This is a genomic window from Streptomyces sp. NPDC048290, from assembly GCF_040652095.1.
In the GTDB taxonomy this organism is placed as follows: domain Bacteria; phylum Actinomycetota; class Actinomycetes; order Streptomycetales; family Streptomycetaceae; genus Streptomyces.
The window spans coordinates 47303-66204 of record NZ_JBEZLM010000038.1 but is presented as its reverse complement, the minus strand read 5'-3'; the positions used below and the strand labels follow the sequence as shown (position 1 = coordinate 66204).

Sequence of the window (18902 nt, the reverse complement as noted above, 5' to 3'; positions counted from 1 at the left end):
TCGACGAGGAGGCGTCCGCTGAGGGGTTCGTAGGCGAGGACGCCCCAGCCGGAGCCCTGGGTGGTGGCGGCGGCCTTGGTGAGCTGTGCCTTGAATCCGGCGTAGGAGCCGAAGGACTCGGCGATGGCGTCGGCAAGGTCGCCGACTCCGTCCGCGGCCAGCGGCTCACCACCCCCATCACCGGTCATGTTGTGCCAGTAGATGGAGTGCAGGATGTGGCCGGAGAGGTGGAAGGCGAGGTTCTTCTCCAGGCCGTTGATGGAGCCCCAGGTCTCCTTGTCGCGGGCCTCGGCGAGCTGCTCCAGGGTGTCGTTGGCCCCCTTGACGTAGGCGGCGTGGTGTTTGTCGTGGTGCAGCTCGATGATCTCGGGGCTGATCACCGGGGCGAGCGCGGAGTAGTCGTAGGGAAGCTCCGGAAGCGTGTACAGCGCCATGTCCAACATCCTTCGACATAGTTGCCACTTATATGCAGTTGCACGCTAACAGCATGAGTGGGGCGCAGCCGATGAGGCGTTGGTCCTAGGACCAAGGTCGCGGCGGACCGGCGTGCAACAAGGTGAACATCCATCTCGTCCGGCCTGCCTGGTCCGTCCGGTGCATCGGGTCCGCCTGGTGTGGGCGACGGCCGGGGACAGGGCCTTGACGGGGAGGAGCGGGGGACATGCTGACGGCGGCTTCTCCTCCGGTGCTGGTGGCGGTGATCGGGCCCGTCGAACCGGCGCTGCTGACCGCGTGGATCGCGCACTACCGGGCCCTGGGAGTGGAACAGTTCCTCCTGCCCTTCCACTTCCCCGAACACGTCACCGAGACCGTGCCACAGGGCCTCGCCGAGGTGTGCCACGCGGACGACTTCACACCTGCCGCGATCAGCCACGGCCCCTGGCACGAGGACACCAACACCCGCCTGCGGGACGCTCTGCGGCACCGGGCGGGGCCGGGCCGGCGCCTGTTCGCCGACGCGGACGAGTTCCACCAGTACCCCGCACCGCTCCCCGAGGTCATCACCCGCGCCGAGCACAGCGGGCGGCCGGTGGTCCGCGCCGACCTTCCGCGCCCTGTCGCCCGTCAGGCCGGGGGCCGGCGCACGGACCCGGTGGTCAGTGCGGCACCGAGACCGGATGTGCGGTGTCGCGGAGCAGGGCGGCCGGGGTCATCGCGACGGCCACCGGTACCACGGTCACGCCGAGTGCCGTGAGCATGAGCAGGGCGGAGAGCGGGCGGCCCGTGCCGCGTGGGGCGGTGGCGATGAGCCGACGGATACGGCAGGCCGGGTCGGTGCCCGTCATCGCGGGAAGCCCGTCGGCGCCGGGCCGCCCGCCGGGCGCCGCGGACATCTCCAGCAGGGCCTTGGCGACCGTACGCCGGCCGTGGCGGTGTGCCGCCTGGTCGTCGGCGGCCATTTCGGCGAGCAGTCGCACCTGACCGGCGTATCCGCGCATCAGTCCCATCCAGCCCAGGGCGGCCGTGAGGATGTCGGCGACGAGGATCGAGCGGTGGTGGCGCAGCCGCAGATGGGCCCGCTCGTGCTCGACGGTGGCGGCGAGTTCGGGACCGGAGAGCAGCGCGAGCGCGGCGCTGGTCACCACGATGCGGGAGGTGCCGCGCGGGCCGGGGATGCAGAAGGCGGCCGGTGTGGGGTGGGGCAGCACCCGGACCGGCGGCCCGGTCTGCGCGCCGGGCGCGTCCATGGTGTCCCGGTCCGCCTGGGCGTCGGCGGTGAGGCGGTGGCGGTCGCGGGCGTGCCGCAGCCGTAGCGTGCGCAGCACCGTCAGGGTGGAGAGTGTTCCGGCGCCGAGCGCGAGCGCGAGCAGGGCCGCCTCGGCGATGCCGGTGGCCTGCCAGGCGCCGCCGTAGGCCGCGTGCACTTGGTGCATGTCGGCGTTGAACAGCCACACCATGATGTGTTCCCACAGGTCGTGGGCGGTCAGGACGAGCGCGGCGGTCAGCGAGACGAGGAACCCTGCCGCGCAGGCGTGCCAGGCGCGCAGTGCCGTCTGCGGGAAGCGGGTCGTCCAGGGGGCACGGGAGAGGAGCCGGGCGGCCGGGCCGCCGAGCACGAGGGCGTGGCCGAGCAGCGCGGCGATGACCAGCACGGCGGGCTCAGCGCCCGGAGTCCGGGTGGGGCTCGTCCGTGGCGGGCGGTGTCTCCAGCGCCCGGCGCAGCGCGGCGGCCTCACCGGCGTCCAGCCGTCCGGCGAACCGCAGCAGTGCTCCGGTGCGGTCGGCGGAGGTGTCGAGCGCCTGCTCCATCAACTCGGCCGAGTAGTCCTCGGCGGAGCGCAGCGCGCTGTAGCGGAAGGAGCGGCTGACCTTCTCCCGCGTCAGCCATCCCTTGGTACGCAGCCGTTCGGTCACCGTCATGACGGTGGTGTACGCCAGGTTCCGGCCCTCGGCGTTGAGTGTGTCGGTGAGGGTGTGGATGGTGAGCGGTTCGCCGTCCGCCGCCCACAGCACCCGCATGATGTCGGCTTCCAGTTCACCGAACGGCCGCATGGCTCCGGCACCGCCCTTCTCGTCCGTTGTCCGTCCACCGTCGTGGCCACGCCGTTCACGCGCCCGGCTGGGCGGATTCTACTTGCTGTCGGAGTTCCCCTCCGAGATTTCCACTGCCCATAGGATTTCTATCGGGCATAGTTTTTCTACGTTCTATCGAACTTCTACGAGCTGTAGTAACTTTCGTCGTGTGGACGTCGACCAAGGCGCCTCCGTGCCCTTCCGCCCTGCCCCAGCCACCCCAGCCACCCCCGACCCCTCCGGCTTCACCGGCTTCACCGGCCCCGGCACCCCATTGCGCAGCCCCAGCCGGGGACACCTCCCCGCTTGCGCGGTGCGGCCGATGGAGCCGGAGGACCTTCCCTTCGTGGTCGCCCAGCACCGTGTCCACTTCCCCGACGGCTTCTTCGCCCGGCTCGGACCCCGCTACCTCACGGCCTACACCCGTACCTATGTGGCCGGCCCGTACTCCCGGGCCTACATAGCCGAGGTGGCCGGAACGCCCGTGGGGTTCCTGGTCGGGATACTCGATCCGGTCAGCCACCGTGAGCACGTCATGGGCGGGCACGGGCGCCGGCTGCTGATCCGGGCCGGGCTGGCGCTCAGCGTCCGCCCGGCGCTCGCCCTGCACTTCGTCCGCACCAGGCTGGGCCGCTACGCCCGCAAACTCCTCCCCGGTCCGCGTGAGGAGAGCCGCCTCAAGGCCATGCGCCCCATCACCCTGCCCGAGGGGGGCGGCCCCACCGCAGTCCTCTCCCATGTCGCCGTGGTCGACCAGTTCCGCTCCTTCGGCCTGGGCACGGCCCTGGTGAGCCGCTTCCTGTACGACGCCCGGACGGCGGGGTGCGTCCGGGCCTCGCTGGTGACCGCCGCAGGCCCGGAGGGAGCCGGCCGCTACTACGAGCGGCTCGGCTGGCGGCGCACCGGGGAGACCCGCACTCCCGAGGGCCGGCTCTTCACCCAGTACGAACATCCGCTCACCTGAGGAACAGCGCATTGACCCGCTTCATCCGTACCGGACCGCCGCTCCTGCTGGCGGCGCTCCTGTCCACCACGGCCTGCACCGCCGCGGCGGACACCGGCTCGCCCCCGAGCCCCACCCCCACCCTGACCGCGCCGCCGCCCCCGTCGGCGGACGCGGCCGTACGGTCCGTCCCCGACGAGCAGTGGCAGCGTATGAAGGACGCCGGCATGGTGCGCGCCGGCTGTCCGGTGACGTCCCCCGGCCAACTGCGCCGGGTGGAGATCAACCACTACGACTTCGACGGGGAGATCCAGCGCGGGGTCCTCGTGGTCAACGCCGACATCGCCGAGAGCACCGTGCGGATCTTCACGGCCCTGTTCGACGCGGAGTTCCCCATCAAGCAGATGAAGCCCCTGGAGGAGTACGGCGGCGACAACACCCCCAGTCTCGCCGACGACAACACCGCCTCCTTCAACTGCCGCCGCTCGAACCAGATCAACGCGCCCGCCCTGGAGTCGCCGCACGCCAACGGCCGGGCCATCGACATCAACCCGCTGGAGAACCCCTGGATGGACCTGCGCTGCAAATGCTGGAAGCCGAGCGCGGAGTTCAGCGAGCGCACCGAGGGCAAGGGCAAGATCCTCGAAGGCGACCAGGTCTGGCAACTGTTCATCGACGAGGGCTGGATCTGGCAGAACATCGACGTGCCCGACTACATGCACTTCGACACCGGCTACCCCTCGAAGCCGTTCACGGGGACGACGGGCGGTACGCCGCCGTCCTCGGCGGGGGAGTCCGCGCCCACCGGGGCGCCGCCGTCCCCGGCGGCTGACGGCGGCGCCCCGTGACACTCCGGGCTGGTCACCGGGTCCGGAGGGCGCTGACCGCCTTGAGTGTGCGCCCGGCGGCGGACCTCAGGGCAGGACGGCCACGGACGAGGCGGCGGCCGCCCCGGGCCGACTCCCGGCGGACCCGGTGCAGGGCGTCGCCCGGCGCCGCCGCAAGCCGGGGTGCCCCGAAGACGGTGCCGTAGCTGAGGCGCAGCAGCGGTCCGAAGGGCGCCGCCGCGTGGATGCCGGTGAAGTACAGACCGGGCACGGACGACCGCAGGCCCGTGTCGAGCCATGAGAACCCTCCCCGTACGTGAGCAGGTCCTCGTGGCTCATGAAGGGAACGAGGACTTCATGATGCCGGACGGCGTAGCTGTGGAGGAGTTCGGCCAACTCGTGCGCTGCTGCCGTGGCTTCGGCTCGGGCTGCGGGGTTGTGAAGGCGGACACCGGCGGCCTGGAGTTCTTCGGCGGTCGCGTCACGCACGATGGCTGCTCCTGTTCGGTGAAGCGGCGCCCGTCGAGGTGGCGGAGGACGAGGGAGTTCGCGGGCCGGTTGAAGTCCGTGTCGAACAGCAGGGCCACTACCGAGGTGAAGGGCCACCCCCCACCGCCCGCTGCGGCCGTCGCCCGCGTGCGACTGCCAGGGCGACGATGAGGCCCACTCACCGAGACGGATCTGCTCCGACGCCCCCTGGAGCGGGAACTGCGGCTTCACACAAGCGACTTTGCATCACGCCAAGTTGATAGTGATGCAGGCCATACGAAATGTGTCTCATTACTTGAGGCTTCCTGGGGCTGGTGTTGCTGAAAGCACCTCTCGGGTCCCCTGCGGCGCCGCCTCGACGTCGACTTAGGGCACGCGGAGAGCGCGCACCCCGCCAATTGGTCTAGACAACAAACAACCCCCGGGCCACTGGCCTGGGGGTCTGTCATGGAGCGGGTGACGAGAATCGAACTCGCGCTCTCAGCTTGGGAAGCTGTGGTGATCTAGGACTGATTATGGCTCTGACCTGCGGTGGAGGAGGGCCAGAGGCTTGGGCTTACCTGTGGTGGTTCCCCGCCGTTTCCCGTAGTTCCCCGTCTGATCTGGCACGCGAATGGCACGCTTTCTCCGGGGGCTTGGGCCTCCGCCACGAAAGTCAGCCACGATGGCGGGCGCGACGACTGATCAGGCGTGCATGTGTCACGGTACCCGCCTCCGGGCCTCAGCCACGTTGCTCTGAGAGGTCTCACAGAGCAACGCGCGACGGTCAGCCCACGACGCTCATACGGCCTTCTGATCCGTAGCTCTACAGAGATCGGTCAATGAGGGTCATAGAGGTTGCTGTTCGGTCCCTCAGGATGGCTGTTGGCCATGGTCGGTTGCTGTGGTTGCTGTACTTCGCTGCTGTACCGCAGCACTCAACTCAGCCACTCGGCCTGGTCGTACTCGGCCTCACTCGATGGTTTCGGCCCGCTCTCGAACCTGGTCGTCCAACTTACCTTTCTCCATGTCGTCCAGCGCGGCCGCGTATCCGGCCATGACCGCCTCGTGTACAACGTCGTGGAGGTCTACCGGGATCGCATCGAAGATGCCGGAGCAGATGTTCGCGGCTGCCTCATACGCGGATCGGTAGTGCGCTTCACGGATGTCGGCGCCCAAGCTGCTGACGAGACTGCGCAGCTCTTCCGTGTGGTCATCGCTCACGTCGACGTCAGTACCCTCGTGCCAGGGTCGAGAACCATGTATTTCTGGGCCTCAGCCGAAGACAGTCAGCCACGGTGACGGGTCAGCCAGCCGACAAGGCGCGCGTGTGCCTCGCCGCACCACCTCCGGACCTCAGCCACGCTGCTCGGTGACGTCCGTCAGAGCAAGCCCCGACGACGGAAGCGCTGTAGTGGAGCGCTGAGCGATGACCTCTTTGCCCCACCGACAACCTTGGTGCCCGCTCGGACGGGGGTAGGTGCGGCTGTGACCTGGGTCTATGGTGCGCCGGCGGTTGCGGGGGTCCGCTGGGGGTTAGGGGCGTTGTCACACAGTTGGTCACGCGGATGTGGGGGCTCCTCGGTTGGCTGGGTGGGTCGTCCGCCTGGCGTGAAGGGGGTGAGTTCGTTCGAGTTGGGCCGGCCAAACAACAACCACCGAGCAATCCGCTGCGGAGCCGTCTGCGCCTCAGCCGAAGACAGCCAGCCACGATGGCGGGCGCGACGACCGATCAGGCGCGCGTGTGCCACGGTTACCCACCTCCGGGCCTCAGCCACACCGCTCTCCGTAGACCAGATTAAGCCTTGACGGCCGGACCTTCGCCTCGTAGGGCTCCGACACATGCACTGCGATTCCCCGCGCAACCTGGTGCGGCAAGGGCGTATCCCTGAATCCAGAGGGAATTCAGTCAGCAGTGCTGTCATGAGTCCACATCGCTTCGGCCGTTCGCGAGCGTGTCAGCAGTGGTCGAGTCCACGGCTGGCGAGTGGCTGATCGATCCTTCGGGCGGTTCCTCAACACCTAGCCCAAGAGAGCTTCCGCCTCGCCAACGCCGCCAGCTGTGGGCACATGATACGCAGTTCCTCACCCGGCAACAGGAGCTGTCTTCCTATCAGGCGGTTTTCTTCGAAGCTGTAGCGATCAGGAACCTTCTTCCCATACCCTGGCACACCACGTAATCTCCGTGATCAAAATCTCGACGAGGGGGACTGGTGAGCGAGCTTCCATTCACGTACGAGGAATTCAGCGAGTGGTTTGATATTCACGCCGGAAGATACCTGACGCCAGCTAAAGATTCTGCATCTAAAGCCTTGAGCGTACACCTAGACGCCGAACTACCTGAAATCGAGCGAGTGAGGGTGAAAGTTTCTTCAGGGCGAGTTAAGGGAAAGGAGAGGACTTGGAAAAAGCTCGAGCTTGAAAAATACAGAAACAAGATTTCCAGTCTTGAAGAAATTCCTAATATCATTGATGACCTGGTCGGATTGAGGGTTACGTGCAATAACAAATCCGACGTCCAGAGGGTCGTGGACATTGTAACGGCATTGAAGATTTTCCAATCCGGCCAAGAGCCCGTATTGGAACAGCAGGAAGGATCGCTCCGGGATTACCTGGGGCAGCCGAAAGCAAGTGGATATCGGGCTGTCCATATCAACCTATGCACATCAGTTCCTGCTGGACTAAAATGGAAAGTTGTTACGTGTGAACTTCAGATTCGTACCCTCCTCCAAGACGGTTGGGGCGAACTAACGCACGAAGATACATATAAGCCCGGAAGCACTCCTCCCGCCCTCGTAGAAACCCTAAGTCGCCGAATGGCTGATCTTCTAGCTGCTGTAGATGATATTGCACAAGATCTGAGGCAGGAGTTGGACCGTCTGTCCACTAAGGACATCGAGACTTCTGTAACTAGCTTGCCAGCTACGTCCGTTTCAATTACGGCAAACGTAAACGAAGCAACATTTCAACCTGCGATCCGTGACGCCGCTTCAGAGTATCTGCGTAACCGTGTGACTCAGCTCCAAAGGCCCATGGATCTAGCTAGCCTAGCTTGGGAGCTAAGTAGAAAATTCGGCCAAGAAGTGAGTCAGGGGTGGTTCGGCCTTGGAAACTTCAAGAGTTTCCTCAAGGAGTCGATCCCGAACGTCAGGTTGACAGATGAGCCGCCCTCATACGTCCTACCGGGAGATTATCAGAGCCACACTACAGCCAAAGCTTCAAGTCCGCCCGGGATTCCCGCTGCCGCAATGCTTCTCAGGGATCTCGATCGCTCATTCCCTCTTCTCGATTCAGTTCACCTTAATGCGGCCTACAGGCAGCTCGCAGAAGCGTCACAAGCCATCAATTGGGCCGATGAAACGACAAATGATATTGGGCGAATCAACGAGATGACCCGCAGGGCGCGGGAGCTGAACTCAGAGGATGCGGCAGTTTCGCGCACCCATTTCGACTATATGGCAAAGTCGCTTTTGTTTTCCGGCAATCTAGGACGCCCCTTGGTGGCGGAAGAGGTGAAAAAAATCTACTCGGCATGGACGGTTAAGAGGCTGCTTAGCGTGTCGAGTCCGAGTAATCGGCAGATCACCGCAGTTAAAAAGTGGCTTTCCTAGCCCATGCGGACATTTATGCAAACGGCAGGCCAGTGAAGAGGGATTAAGGCGGCACCAATTGGGTGCAAGTTTTCATGAGGTCGGAAGTCTCCGAAGGATCGAGCGGTCTCGGTCTGTGAACCCGCCCGGTAGTGCATGACGTTGGGGCCATGATCTTCGAGGCTCGCGCCAAAATGGCTCCGTAAAGTCGTGGAGTCGACCGACCCAACTATGACGCACTCCTTCTCTAATATAAGGCGGTTGCATGCTTTGAGTGCGGCACGGACACCGGCCGGGCTGGAGCGGGGCGGAGACAGGAGCGCAGGCCCGGCCGGGGGCCGGGCCGCGTGCGGTGAGCGGAGCGAGCCGCCTTGAACCAGTAGAGAAAGTTGTAACTCAGTCGGTCTGGCGGGGCGCTTTGAAGACATAGGGGCAGGCGGGGACTCCGGAGCCTTGTTGGTGAGTGAGTGGCAGGAAGATCACCGGTCGTATCGTCCACGTGATGTGGGTCGAAGCCCAGGTGACCGTGACAGCGCAGGGCTCGCGGTGCAGCAGGGCGCGTCGGGTTTCCACGCGGGCGTCGTACTGCCAATCCCAAGATTGCTGGGAGGCGTTGGGGTCGAGGGCTGGGGAGATCGCGCGGAGCGCGTGTGTGACCCAGGTGTCCGCCTGGCGCTCCGAGTAGGCAGCGGAAGACATCCGGAAGCCTGGCTCGCCGTTCCCGGGGACCTCTGTCCAGCACTCGCACCAGTACCCGGGCACGGGCCCGTTCATCCCGTTCATGAGGTCGCCCCCGGCGGGTGGACCACGAGGACGTAGCACGTGTCCTTGTCGTAGAGGGTGATCTGGTAGCCCGTACCGAGAGTCAGGTATGCGACGGCGCGTTCGTGTTCCGCCTCGTCGGTGAGCCAGTGTTGCCCTTCCTGGGCGTGGGCGGGGTCGAACTGCTGGGTGATTTCACTGGTGCGCTGCTTCAGCCAGTGCAGGGCTCGGTGGACGTTGATCGTCTTGTGTGTGTCGAGGGGGATCGAGCGCACGTCGGACTGGGGGTAGGCGACAGCGACGCATCGGAAGATCCGGTGCGGGGTGATGGTCCACGGGGTGTCATTGGCTGTCGTCGTCAGCACCGGCCGACTCCCGCCAGGAGCTCCGCCGTCACTGTGTGGCTCCCGTCCTCGCTGCGGACGTGCACCCGATGCGCGAGGGCGCTCACCATCCTCAGCCCTCGGCCATGGACCGCGTTTCCGCTCGGGGGCTTGGGGTGTGGGGTCGTCAGGCTTCCGCCCTCGTCGATCACGGACACGGCGACCGCCAGCGGGGAGACGGCCAGGGCCAGGTGGAAGGTGCCGGACTGCCGTCCGCTCGCGGTGTGCAGGATCGCGTTCGCGCTGAGTTCGCTCACGATCAGTACGGCGTCGTCCACCAGGGGTGAGTCTCGTAGGACGTCACGGGTCCAGCGGCGGGCCCTGCTGACCTCTTCCAGGAAACCTGGGCAAATGAGCCCCCAGACCCGGACCGTACTCGTATACTCGTGCATACAAGTTCCTTCGTGCTGGTAGGCCGCCATGTGCAGCGGGTTCGGGCTAGATGAGTTTCACGCCGTCGTGGGCGCGGACGGCGGGCGGGGACATCGCGTCCAGTGCGTCTGTCACGCGGATCGCGTATGCCTCGTCGGCAAGCTCGGTGACTTCCTCTCGGGTGACCCAGCGCAGCGCGCTGGTCTCGTCACCGGTGGTGGGCGTGCCGTCGGCGGTCTCGCAGCGGAAGACCAGGGAGACGATCAGGCCCGTCATGTTCTTGTAGATGCCGGTCAGGGTCGCCGGAAGTGCGATCTTGATACCGGTTTCTTCGAGGACTTCCCGTTGCAGAGCTTCGGGGATGGTCTCCTCGCGTTCGAGGATTCCGCCCGGGGGCTCCCACTTGCCGTTGTCCCGGCGCTGGATCAAGAGGGCACGGCCCTGGTCGTCCACTACGACCCCGGCGACGCTCACGGAGTGCGGGCGTTCAGTGCTCACGTTCCTCGGCCCTCTCATATGGCTAGGCTCTCCACCGTAGCAACAACACTCGCCCACTCGTCTAGATACCTAAAGGAGTGCATCCACCGTGACCCCTGCCCTTCCTTCCGGACAGCTCGGTGATCTCGACCCCACGAGTGATCGTGCGGTGTTCCGGCAGATCGCCGATCAACTGCGTGAGGCCATCGACCGTGGGCGATTCCGGGAGGGCGAGAAGTTGCCTTCCGAAGCGGAGCTTGTCGAGCATTACGGGGTGTCCAGGATGACCGTCCGGAACTCGTTCTCCGTCCTCCAGGGGGAGGGGCTCGTGCACGCCGAGCACGGCAAGGGCGTCTTCGTCCGGCCGCGTCCCCCCGTGCGGCGCCTCGCCTCCGACCGGTTCGCCCGGCGCCATCGCGAACAGGGGAAGTCGGCCTTCATCGTGGAAGCCGACGCCGCCGGTAGTCATCCCCAGGTCGACAGTCTTGAGGTCAAGGAGGAGAAGGCCAGCCAGGACATCTCCACCCGGCTCGGGTCTGTCCGGCGGGTGCTCGCTCGGCGGCGCCGGTACCTCCTCGACGGACGGCCCGTCGAGTTCGCCGCCTCCTACCTCCCGCTCGACATTGCGCGCGGCACGCAGATCGCCGAACCCAACCCCGGTCCCGGCGGCATCTACGCCCGTCTCGAAGAACTCGGCCACCGGCTCGACCACTTCGAGGAAGAGATCCGTGCCCGGATGCCCTCGCCGGCGGAGGTGAAGACGCTCCGGCTGGCCTCCGGCGTGCCGGTTATCCATCTGATCCGGACCGCCTTCGACACCGAGGGGCGGGCCGTGGAGGTCTGCGACACGGTGATGGCGGCGGATGCCTACGTCCTGTCGTACCAGCTCCCGGCCACGTGAGCGGGTGATCGGCGTGGTGCGCGGGGGAGGCTTCTCCGAACTCGTACACGCCAACAGGCATACTCGTATAGACGAGTGGGCAAGTTGTGTGGCAGAGTGGTCGCGTGATCCCGGGCTCCGGGTTCGCCGACTGCATCTCATCTAGACGAGTAGATAGGGAAACTCTCTTGCGTACCATCCGCGTTGAGACCTCCGCCGCGACGATCCTCCTCACCGAGTCACCTGAGCCGAAGGTCCGCGACCGGCAGACGGGCGAGATCGCCAAGGACGCCGTCAGCGGTGAAGCGCTGATGACGATCGGCGTCGTCTACATCGAGGAAGGCGAGTCGTCGCTGATCAAGGTCACCGTGCCCGAGAGCGGTGTTTCCGAGGGGCTCGCCCTCGGGGCGCCGGTCGCCCTCCCGGGGCTCGTCGCCCGGCCGTGGGAGTCGGTGTTCAACGGGCAGCAGCGTCACGGCATCGCCTACCGGGCCGCCGCCGTCACCCCGGCGGCCTTCCTGGGCGTCACCGGGGCCGCTGCCTGATGGCCGACATAGTGACGCTTCTGGAGGTAGGGGGTCCCCTCGCCGTGCTTGGCGGCGGGGCTGCCTACGCCCGATCAAGGCATCCGGCCGTGTACTGGATGACCGTCGGGCTCCTGATCGCCAGTGTCCGCCTGCTCGCCTCGTACGGCTCGGTCATGGAGGCGTGCGGCCTCACCGTGGCACCCTCCCGGCTCCGCGTCCTCGCCGTGAAGGCGACAACCCGCCGAGAGGTGCGGCCCGTACCGCCTCGCCGGGGCCTCATCCGTCCCACCTCAACCGGGTTACGGCTCCGTCTTCGGCTCGCTCCCGGTCAGGAACCCGCAGACGTCGCCGCCTCGGCCGAACGGCTCCGGCACGCCTGGGGCGTCCATGCCGTCTATGTGACGACCGTCAAGCCGGGGGTCGTGGAACTCAGGCTCGTCGGCTTCGATGTCCTGCGGCGGGTCCGGATGCCTCGGAAGCTCGACACCCGGGTTCTTCAAGTGCCGGTTGCTCTGCGGGAGGACGCAACGGCCTTCGTACGGGACTACCGGGCCGTTCCTCACCAACTCACCCTCGGCGCCACCCTGTCCGGCAAGTCGATGTACCTGCGGAATCTGATCGCCGGACTGGCCACTCAGCCGGTGGTCCTGGTCGGGATCGACTGCAAGCGGGGAGTGGAGCTGGCGCCGTTCGCCGCCCGGCTGTCCGCGCTCGCGACCGACCCGGGACAAGCCGCCGAACTGCTCCCCGTGCTCGTGAAGGAAATGGAGGACCGATACGACCTGATCAAGGCCCGGCAGGGCATCGCGCCCGGTACCCCGGACGAGGAGATCACCTCAGATATCTGGGGACTGCCGGACAGCGAGCGACCGGCGCCCATCGTGCTCTTCGTGGACGAGGTGGCCGAACTCTTCCTCGTCGCCACCCGCAAGGACGAAGATCGGCGCGACGAAATGGTCACCCAGCTCATCCGCCTCGCCCAGCTCGGCCGCGCGGCCGGGATCTACCTGGAGGTCTGCGGGCAGCGGTTCGGCGCCGAACTGGGCAAGGGCGCCACCATGCTCCGTGCGCAGCTCACCGGCCGTGTCTGCCACCGCGTCAACGACGAAGCCTCGGCCAAGATGGCGCTCGGTGACGTATCGCCCGAAGCGGCTTTCGCCGCCTGCGCCATTGCCGCTGAACGGCCGGGGCTCGCTGTGGCCGGTGACACTGCCGGTGGCTGGTCCCGCATCCGTACCCCGTATCTGTCCCTCGCCAGTGCCGCCACCACGTGCCGGGAGTCGGCGCACCTGGCCCCGAACGTACCGGCGCTCGCCCCCTTCCGGCCTTTCACACCAACTGCGGCCCCAGGGCGGTTCCCCGTACCGCGACGCGTCACCAGCTAGCGACGCGATCCCCCGACTGACATCACGCTCACGTGCCGAGTCCCTACCCCCGCCATCCCTGAAACGGAGAGAACCCCTGTGACTGCCTCGATGGCCTTCTACGCGGACGGTGACACCACCGTCCGACTCAGCCAGTACGGCACGACCCGTACCCCGATCCTCACCCTGGACGCTGACGGCCACTCCCTCTCGGTCTCGGCCTTCAACCAGGTGCCCATCGCTGATCACCTGGCCTTCGCCCGTGAGCTGGCCACCGCGTGCGCCGAGTACGTGACGGCCCTGGAGACCTACGCCGCCGCTCCTAGCGACGGCGAGGAGGCACGGGACGGAGCCGCGTGAACCGGCTGCCTGTCCGGCTGGACGCCGTACTCGTCCAAGCGCTCATCGCTGGTGCCCTGTCCTTCGCGCACCTGCACGACCTGGCCTCGGCTGCCGGACAGACGGGCTGGAAGGCATGGGCCTACCCGGTCTCCGTCGATCTGCTGATGGTGGCGGCCTGGCGGCGGTTGCGTTCGGGAGGGGGCAAGAAGGCTGGATGGTGCTGGTTCCTCGTGGCGCTGACGGCGTCCCTCGGCGCGAACGTCGCCACCGCCGGACTCCTCGACCCGAACGCCGTCCCGGCCTGGCTCCGCATCCTCGTCGCCGGATGGCCCGCCGTCGCCTTCCTGGGCGGCACGCTCCTCGCCCACTCAGCACCGCAACGCCCCCCGGATCTGATGGACCTGCCCGAGACGCCCGTCCAACCCTCTGCGGAGGCACCACCCAACCCGTCGCCCCCGCCCGTACCGGCCGCTCTCATCGACCACGCCCGAAAGGTCGCCACCGAGCATCACGCCCGCACAGGCACCCCGATCGACACCCCCACTCTCCGCGCTCGCCTCGGCGTCCCCGCGCCCCTGGCCGAAGCCATCGCCGCCCACCTCTGAGAGGAGACCCCATGCCCAGGAACCACCGCTTCCGAAACGTCACCCGCATCGGTCCCGTCCACGTCGCCACGTACTACGACAGCCGGGGTCGCGAGAAGCACACCGCCGCCTGCACGGCACCGCGCTGCGGCTTCTCCAGCGACTACGACAGCCGCGCGGCTGCCGAACTGGCCGCCCGTACCCACCGCTGCCCCGTCCGCTGAAAGGCCCGGCACCACGTGACCATCAGCCTCCCGCTAGTCGTCGTCCTCGGCCTCTTCGCCTGGGGAGCGGTCAAGTTCCTCGGCGTCCGCGTCTGGGTCGTCGTGCTGATCGCACTGTTCGGCTTCTGGCTCTCCCGCACCTTCCTCGCCCCCGCCATCGAGTCCGGCACGCGCACCGGCGTGGACGTCATAAACGGCTCACATGACTAGACGAGTAGGTAAGAAAGGTTTCGCTGTGCTCCTGCCCAAGTACCCGGACAACCCCACCCCACCAGCCGCTCACACCCACACCCCGACGGCCCCCGAACCCGACTCCCGCGCGCTGCCGTCGCTCTCGATCAGTACCGGCGCGGTAGTTGCTGTCATCGCGGGCGGCGTCGTCCTCACCGCGCTCCTGGCGGCCGTCGCCGTCACCGCCGTCTCGGTCGCCATAGCCGCCGTGGTCCTGCGCTCCGTCCTCCGCGAGAACCACCGCCGCTGACCCCACCCATGCCGACCCCGGGGCGACCACGACACCGCCAAGCATCCGGCCGCCCCGGGCCCATCACTCCCGACTGATCAAGCCCGCCAGAAGGAGACAGCCATCTTCTCCCGCGCCACCCCGCCCCCACTCCCGGAACTCACCAAGCTCGCCCAGCACGGCACCTTGCCCGGTATCCTCCGCCAACTCTCCGGACTCGGCGGTTGCACCCACCCGATCCGCCTCGACGGTCACCGCACCGAGTACACGGTCGACACGCACACAGGTGAGATCGGCCCCGCCCTCCACCACCTCGACTCCGCCACCCTCCCGGCCGGTCACCTCTTGGTCCGCTGCAACAACCGCCGCACGACCCGCTGCCCGGCCTGCGCCGAGACCTACCGCCGCGACACCTTCCACCTGATCACCACCGGCCTACGCGGCGGCAAGGGCACCCCCGAACAGGTCGCCACCCACCCCCGAGTCTTCGCCACCTTCACCGCTCCGAGCTTCGGCCCGGTCCACAACCGCCCCTCCACCTCCCGCCCCTGCCGCTGCGGCACCCACCACGACCAGGACGACCCCCGACTCGGCACCCCACTCGACCCCACCACCTACGACTACGAATCCGCCGTCCTCTGGAACGCGCACGCGGGCGCCCTCTGGCGGCGCTTCTCCACCTACCTCCGCCGGGAGATCGCCAAGCGAGCCGGTCTGCCCCAACGCCGCTTCCGCGAGCACGCCCGCGTCTCCTTCGCCAAGGTCGCCGAATACCAGAAACGCGGCGCCGTTCACTTCCACGCGGTCATCCGCCTGGACGGCCCCCAGGGCGGCGACACCCCACCCCCGTCCTGGGCAACCGCCGACCTGCTCACCGACGCCATCCGCACAGCCGCGACCAAAACCCGCGTGGACGGCCCCACCATCGACCGACGCACCCACACCTTCACCTTCGGTCGCCAACTCGACGTCCGCGCGATCCGCTCCGCCGACTTCAACGACGGCCAGGAACTCACCGAACGCGCGGTCGCCGCGTACATCGCCAAGTACGCCACCAAGGGCGCCGAGACCGCCACGGGAGCTCTCGACCGCCCACTCAAGTTCGCCGCCGAACTCGCCCAGCTCGACCTCAGCGACCACGCCCGCCGCCTCGTCCGAACCGCCTGGACCCTCGGCGCACGCAAGGAACTGGAACACCTCCGCCTGCGCGCCTGGGCCCACATGCTCGGCTTCCGCGGCCACTTCTCCACCAAATCCCGCCGCTACTCCACCACCCTCGGCGCCCTCCGCGACGCCCGCGCCGAGTGGAAGCGAGCCCAGACGGCGGACACCACCGCACCGGACACGACGTACATCCTCGCCCACTGGGTCTTCGCCGGTACGGGCCTCTCCGACGCCGAAGCCTGGCTCGCCGCGTCCCTCGAAGCCGCCCCCGGAACGGAAGGAGAACCCACCACATGAGCGACCGCTATCTGTCCGTGGACCAGGTGGCCGAGTTGCTTGGCACCTCCGCCCGCTTCCCCCGGCGCCTGATCGAGGAGCGGCGCATCCGGTTCGTCAAGGTCGGCCGGCACGTCCGTATCCCGGAGAGCGCGGTCAGCGAGTACATCCGAGCGCGCACGGTCGAGCCGATCAGGCTTCGCCGCCCCGGACTCCGGAGGGTCGCCTGATGGCCAACAAGAAGGGCAACCGCCGTCGCTTCGGTGCGGTCCGCCAGTACCGGTCTGGCAGTTGGACGGCTTCCTACCTCGGCCCCGGTGGGGAACGCATCCGCGCCGAGGAGACCTTCGAAACCAAGAAGGACGCCGAGATCTGGCTGTCTCAGATCGAAGCCGACCTGACCCGTGGAGACTGGCGCGCTCCCGACGCTGGCGCGGTCAACTTCCGGGTGTACGCCGAGAAGTGGGTCGAAGAGCGGGAGTTGGCTGTCCGTACCGTCGACCTTTACACACACCTGCTCCGCCTCTACCTCCTTCCGGCCTTCGGCACGCTCGACCTGGACGAGATCACGGCCCCGCGCGTACGAGAGTGGCGAGCCGAGCGGCTGAGAGCCACGGGCGCCAAGACGACCGTCGCCAAGTCGTACCGCCTCCTGAAAGCGATCATGGAGACGGCCGTCGATGACGAACTGATCAGCCGCAACCCCTGCCGCATCAAGGGCGCGGGCAAGGAGTCGGCCGCAGAACGCCGTATCGCCACCGTCGCCCAGATCGACGCCCTCGCCGACGCGATCGGGATTCGCTGGCGCCTCATGGTCTACCTCGGCGCCTATGGCCCGATGCGCCCGGAAGAACTGGCCGGGCTTCGTCGCCGGGATGTCGACCTTGACGCCCTGACCATCCGTGTGCGGGTCGCCGAACCCGAACGCACCAACGGCCAGCGAGCGCCTGGAGAGACCAAGTCGGATGCGGGCGTCCGTTCCGTCGTCCTCCCGGCCTTCCTCCACAAGGACGTGAAGCGGCATCTCGCCTGGTACGCCGAGAAGGGGCGGGACGGATTGGTCTTCGTCGGGGAGAAAGGCGCTCCCTTCCGTCGCAGTTCCTTCGGCCGGAAGTGGCGTCGGGCACGTACCGCCGTCGGCCTCCCGGACGGCTTCCGCTTCTACGACCTTCGTCACACCGGACACACCCTCTCGACCCGCTCGGGGGCGACCCTCAAGGACACGATGGTCCGTGCGGGTCAGTCGTCCGAGCGAGCGGCGCTGATCTATCAGCACTCCGACGAGGAGCGGCAACGCGATGTCGCCGCCGGGCTGGACGACCTGGTCCGCGCCGAGCGGGCGAAGCACGACCCGGGCGACCCCACGCACCACAACGGGGAGGCCGCTGAAGGCTAGTGGTGCGGCTGTGGTGCGCACCCCGCTAATTGGTCTAGACAACAAACAACCCCCGGGCCACTGGCCTGGGGGTCTGTCATGGAGCGGGTGACGAGAATCGAACTCGCGCTCTCAGCTTGGGAAGCTGATGTTCTACCATTAAACTACACCCGCGTAAGGAGTCGATCTTGTCGCTCCGAACGTTCGCCCACTGTACCCCATGCCATGCCCCCGGTGCTCGCCCCGGGGGCTTCGTCGTGCCAGGGGAGGGAGGCGGGTGAGGGGGGCGTTTCGACCCCGCGGCGCAGGTGCTGACGCGGGTGTGGGGGGCTGTAGTTGGGGCGTACGGTGGGGCCCGGCGTGGGGGTGTGCGGGGTCGGTGTGCCGTCGAGGAGTGGCTCCCTTTCGTCACGTAATGTGTGGGTTTGTCGTCCGGCGAGGAGCAGTCGGGCGCGGCTCTGGGGAAGGGACTCTTGGACTTGATGGAGCGCACCGTCGTCCGCTGTGCCGATGGGCACGTGTTCAGTACCGCTTCGTTCCCGATGCAGCAGGCCGAGCGGCTCGGGCCGGGTCGGCTGGTGCGATGTCCGCGGTGTGCGCGGCTGCGCAGCGTCGTGCCGGTCGCCCTGCGGGAGGGCGGGCTGAAGAGCGCGTTCGAGAAGCGGTAGCGGGCGGCGTCGATGGTGCGGTGTGGATGGTGCGCGCGGTGAGTGCGCGTTAGTGGGACGCGGGCGCGCGGGCCGTCGCGATTGTGGTCGGTCCGCGTGCCGTGCGTATCCTCAGGGCGTGCTTCTCTCAGACAAGGACATCCGGGCCGAGATCGACGCCGGGCGAGTACGGATCGATCCTTTCGATGAATCCATGGTGCAGCCGTCAAGCGTCGATGTACGGCTGGACCGGTACTTCCGGGTGTTCGAGAATCACCGGTACCCCCATATCGACCCCTCCGTCGAGCAGGTCGATCTCACGCGGCTGGTCGAGCCCGAGGGGGACGAGCCGTTCATTCTGCATCCCGGGGAGTTCGTGCTCGCCAGCACGTACGAGGTGATCTCGCTGCCCGATGATCTCGCCTCCCGGCTGGAGGGGAAGAGTTCCCTCGGGCGGCTCGGGCTCGTCACGCATTCCACCGCCGGTTTCATCGACCCCGGTTTCTCCGGGCACGTCACCCTTGAGCTGTCCAATCTCGCCACGCTGCCCATCAAGCTGTGGCCGGGGATGAAGATCGGGCAGCTGTGTCTGTTCCGGTTGTCCTCGCCCTCTGAGTTTCCTTATGGCAGTGAGCGGTACGGGTCCCGTTATCAGGGACAGCGTGGGCCCACTCCTTCCCGGTCCTTCCTCAATTTTCATCGGACGCAGGTGTGAGGGAGGGG

The 18902-nt window shown here is 67.3% G+C and carries 24 protein-coding genes and 1 tRNA gene; 16 read left to right on the top strand and 9 right to left on the bottom strand.

Features of this window, described 5'->3' with window-relative positions:
* The 3 genes from AB0D49_RS39190 to AB0D49_RS39180 form a co-directional block, all read right to left on the bottom strand.
* The coding region (locus AB0D49_RS39190) for a superoxide dismutase (RefSeq protein ID WP_362768128.1) at nt 1-434 on the bottom strand (434 nt) is incomplete at its 3' end.
* Nucleotides 435-1097: 663 nt separating this feature from the next.
* Complete coding sequence (locus tag AB0D49_RS39185; RefSeq protein ID WP_362768126.1) at nt 1098-2093, bottom strand: M56 family metallopeptidase; 996 nt, start codon at nt 2091-2093, stop codon at nt 1098-1100.
* A gap of 7 nt (nt 2094-2100) precedes the next feature.
* A complete protein-coding gene (locus tag AB0D49_RS39180; protein ID WP_362768123.1) occupies nt 2101-2493 on the bottom strand; it encodes a BlaI/MecI/CopY family transcriptional regulator in 393 nt (130 codons plus the stop codon).
* Nucleotides 2494-2683: 190 nt separating this feature from the next.
* Between AB0D49_RS39180 and AB0D49_RS39175 the strand changes: the two genes are divergently transcribed.
* Both AB0D49_RS39175 and AB0D49_RS39170 read left to right on the top strand, forming a co-directional pair.
* Complete coding sequence (locus AB0D49_RS39175; protein ID WP_362768120.1) at nt 2684-3478, top strand: GNAT family N-acetyltransferase; 795 nt, start codon at nt 2684-2686, stop codon at nt 3476-3478.
* 11 nt (nt 3479-3489) lie between these two features.
* Nucleotides 3490-4305 (top strand): M15 family metallopeptidase, encoded by an 816-nt coding sequence (locus tag AB0D49_RS39170; protein ID WP_362768117.1) that lies wholly within the window; start codon nt 3490-3492, stop codon nt 4303-4305.
* A 13-nt stretch (nt 4306-4318) separates the two neighbouring features.
* Here the strand turns inward: AB0D49_RS39170 and AB0D49_RS39165 are convergent, their stop codons facing one another.
* Both AB0D49_RS39165 and AB0D49_RS39160 read right to left on the bottom strand, forming a co-directional pair.
* The gene (locus tag AB0D49_RS39165) at nt 4319-4555 is read right to left on the bottom strand and encodes a hypothetical protein (protein ID WP_362768114.1); all 237 of its coding nucleotides are present in this window, start codon (nt 4553-4555) and stop codon (nt 4319-4321) included.
* 1169 nt (nt 4556-5724) lie between these two features.
* On the bottom strand, nt 5725-5976 hold the full coding sequence (locus AB0D49_RS39160) for a hypothetical protein (protein WP_362768111.1): 252 nt from the start codon (nt 5974-5976) through the stop codon (nt 5725-5727).
* 989 nt (nt 5977-6965) lie between these two features.
* On the opposite strand from AB0D49_RS39160, the gene AB0D49_RS39155 reads away from it, so the two are divergent.
* Nucleotides 6966-8363, top strand: a complete 1398-nt coding sequence (locus tag AB0D49_RS39155; RefSeq protein WP_362768108.1) for a hypothetical protein — start codon at nt 6966-6968, stop codon at nt 8361-8363.
* Between the two features lie 758 nt (nt 8364-9121).
* Here AB0D49_RS39155 and AB0D49_RS39150 read toward each other — a convergent pair.
* The 3 genes from AB0D49_RS39150 to AB0D49_RS39140 are packed head-to-tail and all read right to left on the bottom strand — an operon-like array spanning nt 9122 to nt 10333.
* Nucleotides 9122-9469, bottom strand: a complete 348-nt coding sequence (locus tag AB0D49_RS39150) for a hypothetical protein (protein ID WP_362768105.1) — start codon at nt 9467-9469, stop codon at nt 9122-9124.
* A complete protein-coding gene (locus AB0D49_RS39145; RefSeq protein ID WP_362768102.1) occupies nt 9463-9879 on the bottom strand; it encodes an ATP-binding protein in 417 nt (138 codons plus the stop codon). Before AB0D49_RS39145 ends, AB0D49_RS39150 begins: the two co-directional genes overlap by 7 nt.
* Nucleotides 9880-9925: 46 nt before the next feature.
* The gene (locus AB0D49_RS39140; RefSeq protein WP_362768135.1) at nt 9926-10333 is read right to left on the bottom strand and encodes an NUDIX domain-containing protein; all 408 of its coding nucleotides are present in this window, start codon (nt 10331-10333) and stop codon (nt 9926-9928) included.
* 112 nt (nt 10334-10445) lie between these two features.
* On the opposite strand from AB0D49_RS39140, the gene AB0D49_RS39135 reads away from it, so the two are divergent.
* The 11 genes from AB0D49_RS39135 to AB0D49_RS39085 all read left to right on the top strand — a co-directional run bounded on the left by AB0D49_RS39135 (nt 10446) and on the right by AB0D49_RS39085 (nt 17553).
* Nucleotides 10446-11237, top strand: a complete 792-nt coding sequence (locus AB0D49_RS39135) for a GntR family transcriptional regulator (RefSeq protein ID WP_362768099.1) — start codon at nt 10446-10448, stop codon at nt 11235-11237.
* A 167-nt stretch (nt 11238-11404) separates the two neighbouring features.
* Nucleotides 11405-11761: a hypothetical protein gene (locus AB0D49_RS39130; RefSeq protein WP_362768096.1), complete on the top strand. Its 357-nt coding sequence runs from the start codon at nt 11405-11407 to the stop codon at nt 11759-11761.
* Entirely contained in the window at nt 11761-13128 is a 1368-nt protein-coding gene (locus AB0D49_RS39125; RefSeq protein WP_362768093.1) for an FtsK/SpoIIIE domain-containing protein, read from the top strand. The genes AB0D49_RS39130 and AB0D49_RS39125 overlap by 1 nt, the downstream gene beginning before the upstream one ends.
* Nucleotides 13129-13206: 78 nt before the next feature.
* Nucleotides 13207-13467 (top strand): hypothetical protein, encoded by a 261-nt coding sequence (locus tag AB0D49_RS39120; protein WP_362768090.1) that lies wholly within the window; start codon nt 13207-13209, stop codon nt 13465-13467.
* Nucleotides 13464-14054, top strand: coding sequence for a DUF2637 domain-containing protein (locus AB0D49_RS39115; protein ID WP_362768088.1), 591 nt, complete (start codon nt 13464-13466; stop codon nt 14052-14054). The genes AB0D49_RS39120 and AB0D49_RS39115 overlap by 4 nt, the downstream gene beginning before the upstream one ends.
* Before the next feature lie 11 nt (nt 14055-14065).
* On the top strand, nt 14066-14257 hold the full coding sequence (locus AB0D49_RS39110) for a mobile element transfer protein (protein ID WP_362768085.1): 192 nt from the start codon (nt 14066-14068) through the stop codon (nt 14255-14257).
* Between the two features lie 15 nt (nt 14258-14272).
* Nucleotides 14273-14467, top strand: a complete 195-nt coding sequence (locus tag AB0D49_RS39105) for a hypothetical protein (RefSeq protein WP_362768082.1) — start codon at nt 14273-14275, stop codon at nt 14465-14467.
* A 25-nt stretch (nt 14468-14492) separates the two neighbouring features.
* Nucleotides 14493-14738 carry a SpdD protein gene (locus AB0D49_RS39100; RefSeq protein WP_362768079.1) on the top strand — a complete coding sequence of 82 codons (246 nt, stop codon included), beginning with the start codon at nt 14493-14495 and terminating at the stop codon, nt 14736-14738.
* 165 nt (nt 14739-14903) lie between these two features.
* Complete coding sequence (locus AB0D49_RS39095; RefSeq protein ID WP_362768076.1) at nt 14904-16178, top strand: replication initiator; 1275 nt, start codon at nt 14904-14906, stop codon at nt 16176-16178.
* Nucleotides 16175-16387: an excisionase family DNA-binding protein gene (locus tag AB0D49_RS39090; RefSeq protein ID WP_362768073.1), complete on the top strand. Its 213-nt coding sequence runs from the start codon at nt 16175-16177 to the stop codon at nt 16385-16387. Before AB0D49_RS39095 ends, AB0D49_RS39090 begins: the two co-directional genes overlap by 4 nt.
* A complete protein-coding gene (locus tag AB0D49_RS39085) occupies nt 16387-17553 on the top strand; it encodes a tyrosine-type recombinase/integrase (RefSeq protein ID WP_362768071.1) in 1167 nt (388 codons plus the stop codon). Before AB0D49_RS39090 ends, AB0D49_RS39085 begins: the two co-directional genes overlap by 1 nt.
* Before the next feature lie 79 nt (nt 17554-17632).
* On the opposite strand, the gene AB0D49_RS39080 is transcribed toward AB0D49_RS39085, so the two are convergent.
* Nucleotides 17633-17706: transfer RNA gene (locus AB0D49_RS39080), tRNA-Gly, on the bottom strand.
* 299 nt (nt 17707-18005) lie between these two features.
* On the opposite strand from AB0D49_RS39080, the gene AB0D49_RS39075 reads away from it, so the two are divergent.
* Complete coding sequence (locus AB0D49_RS39075; protein ID WP_362768068.1) at nt 18006-18200, top strand: hypothetical protein; 195 nt, start codon at nt 18006-18008, stop codon at nt 18198-18200.
* Between the two features lie 118 nt (nt 18201-18318).
* Nucleotides 18319-18894, top strand: coding sequence for a dCTP deaminase (dcd, locus tag AB0D49_RS39070; RefSeq protein WP_362768065.1), 576 nt, complete (start codon nt 18319-18321; stop codon nt 18892-18894).
* Nucleotides 18895-18902 lie beyond the last annotated feature (8 nt).

Bases quoted from the DNA above. Each gene is read 5' to 3' on its own strand.
- AB0D49_RS39180 (WP_362768123.1), bottom strand. From the start codon at position 2,493: ATGCGGCCGTTCGGTGAACTGGAAGCCGACATCATGCGGGTGCTGTGG.
- AB0D49_RS39145 (WP_362768102.1), bottom strand. From the start codon at position 9,879: ATGCACGAGTATACGAGTACGGTCCGGGTCTGGGGGCTCATTTGCCCA.
- AB0D49_RS39125 (WP_362768093.1), top strand. From the start codon at position 11,761: ATGGCCGACATAGTGACGCTTCTGGAGGTAGGGGGTCCCCTCGCCGTG.
- AB0D49_RS39110 (WP_362768085.1), top strand. From the start codon at position 14,066: ATGCCCAGGAACCACCGCTTCCGAAACGTCACCCGCATCGGTCCCGTC.
- AB0D49_RS39090 (WP_362768073.1), top strand. From the start codon at position 16,175: ATGAGCGACCGCTATCTGTCCGTGGACCAGGTGGCCGAGTTGCTTGGC.
- AB0D49_RS39085 (WP_362768071.1), top strand. From the start codon at position 16,387: ATGGCCAACAAGAAGGGCAACCGCCGTCGCTTCGGTGCGGTCCGCCAG.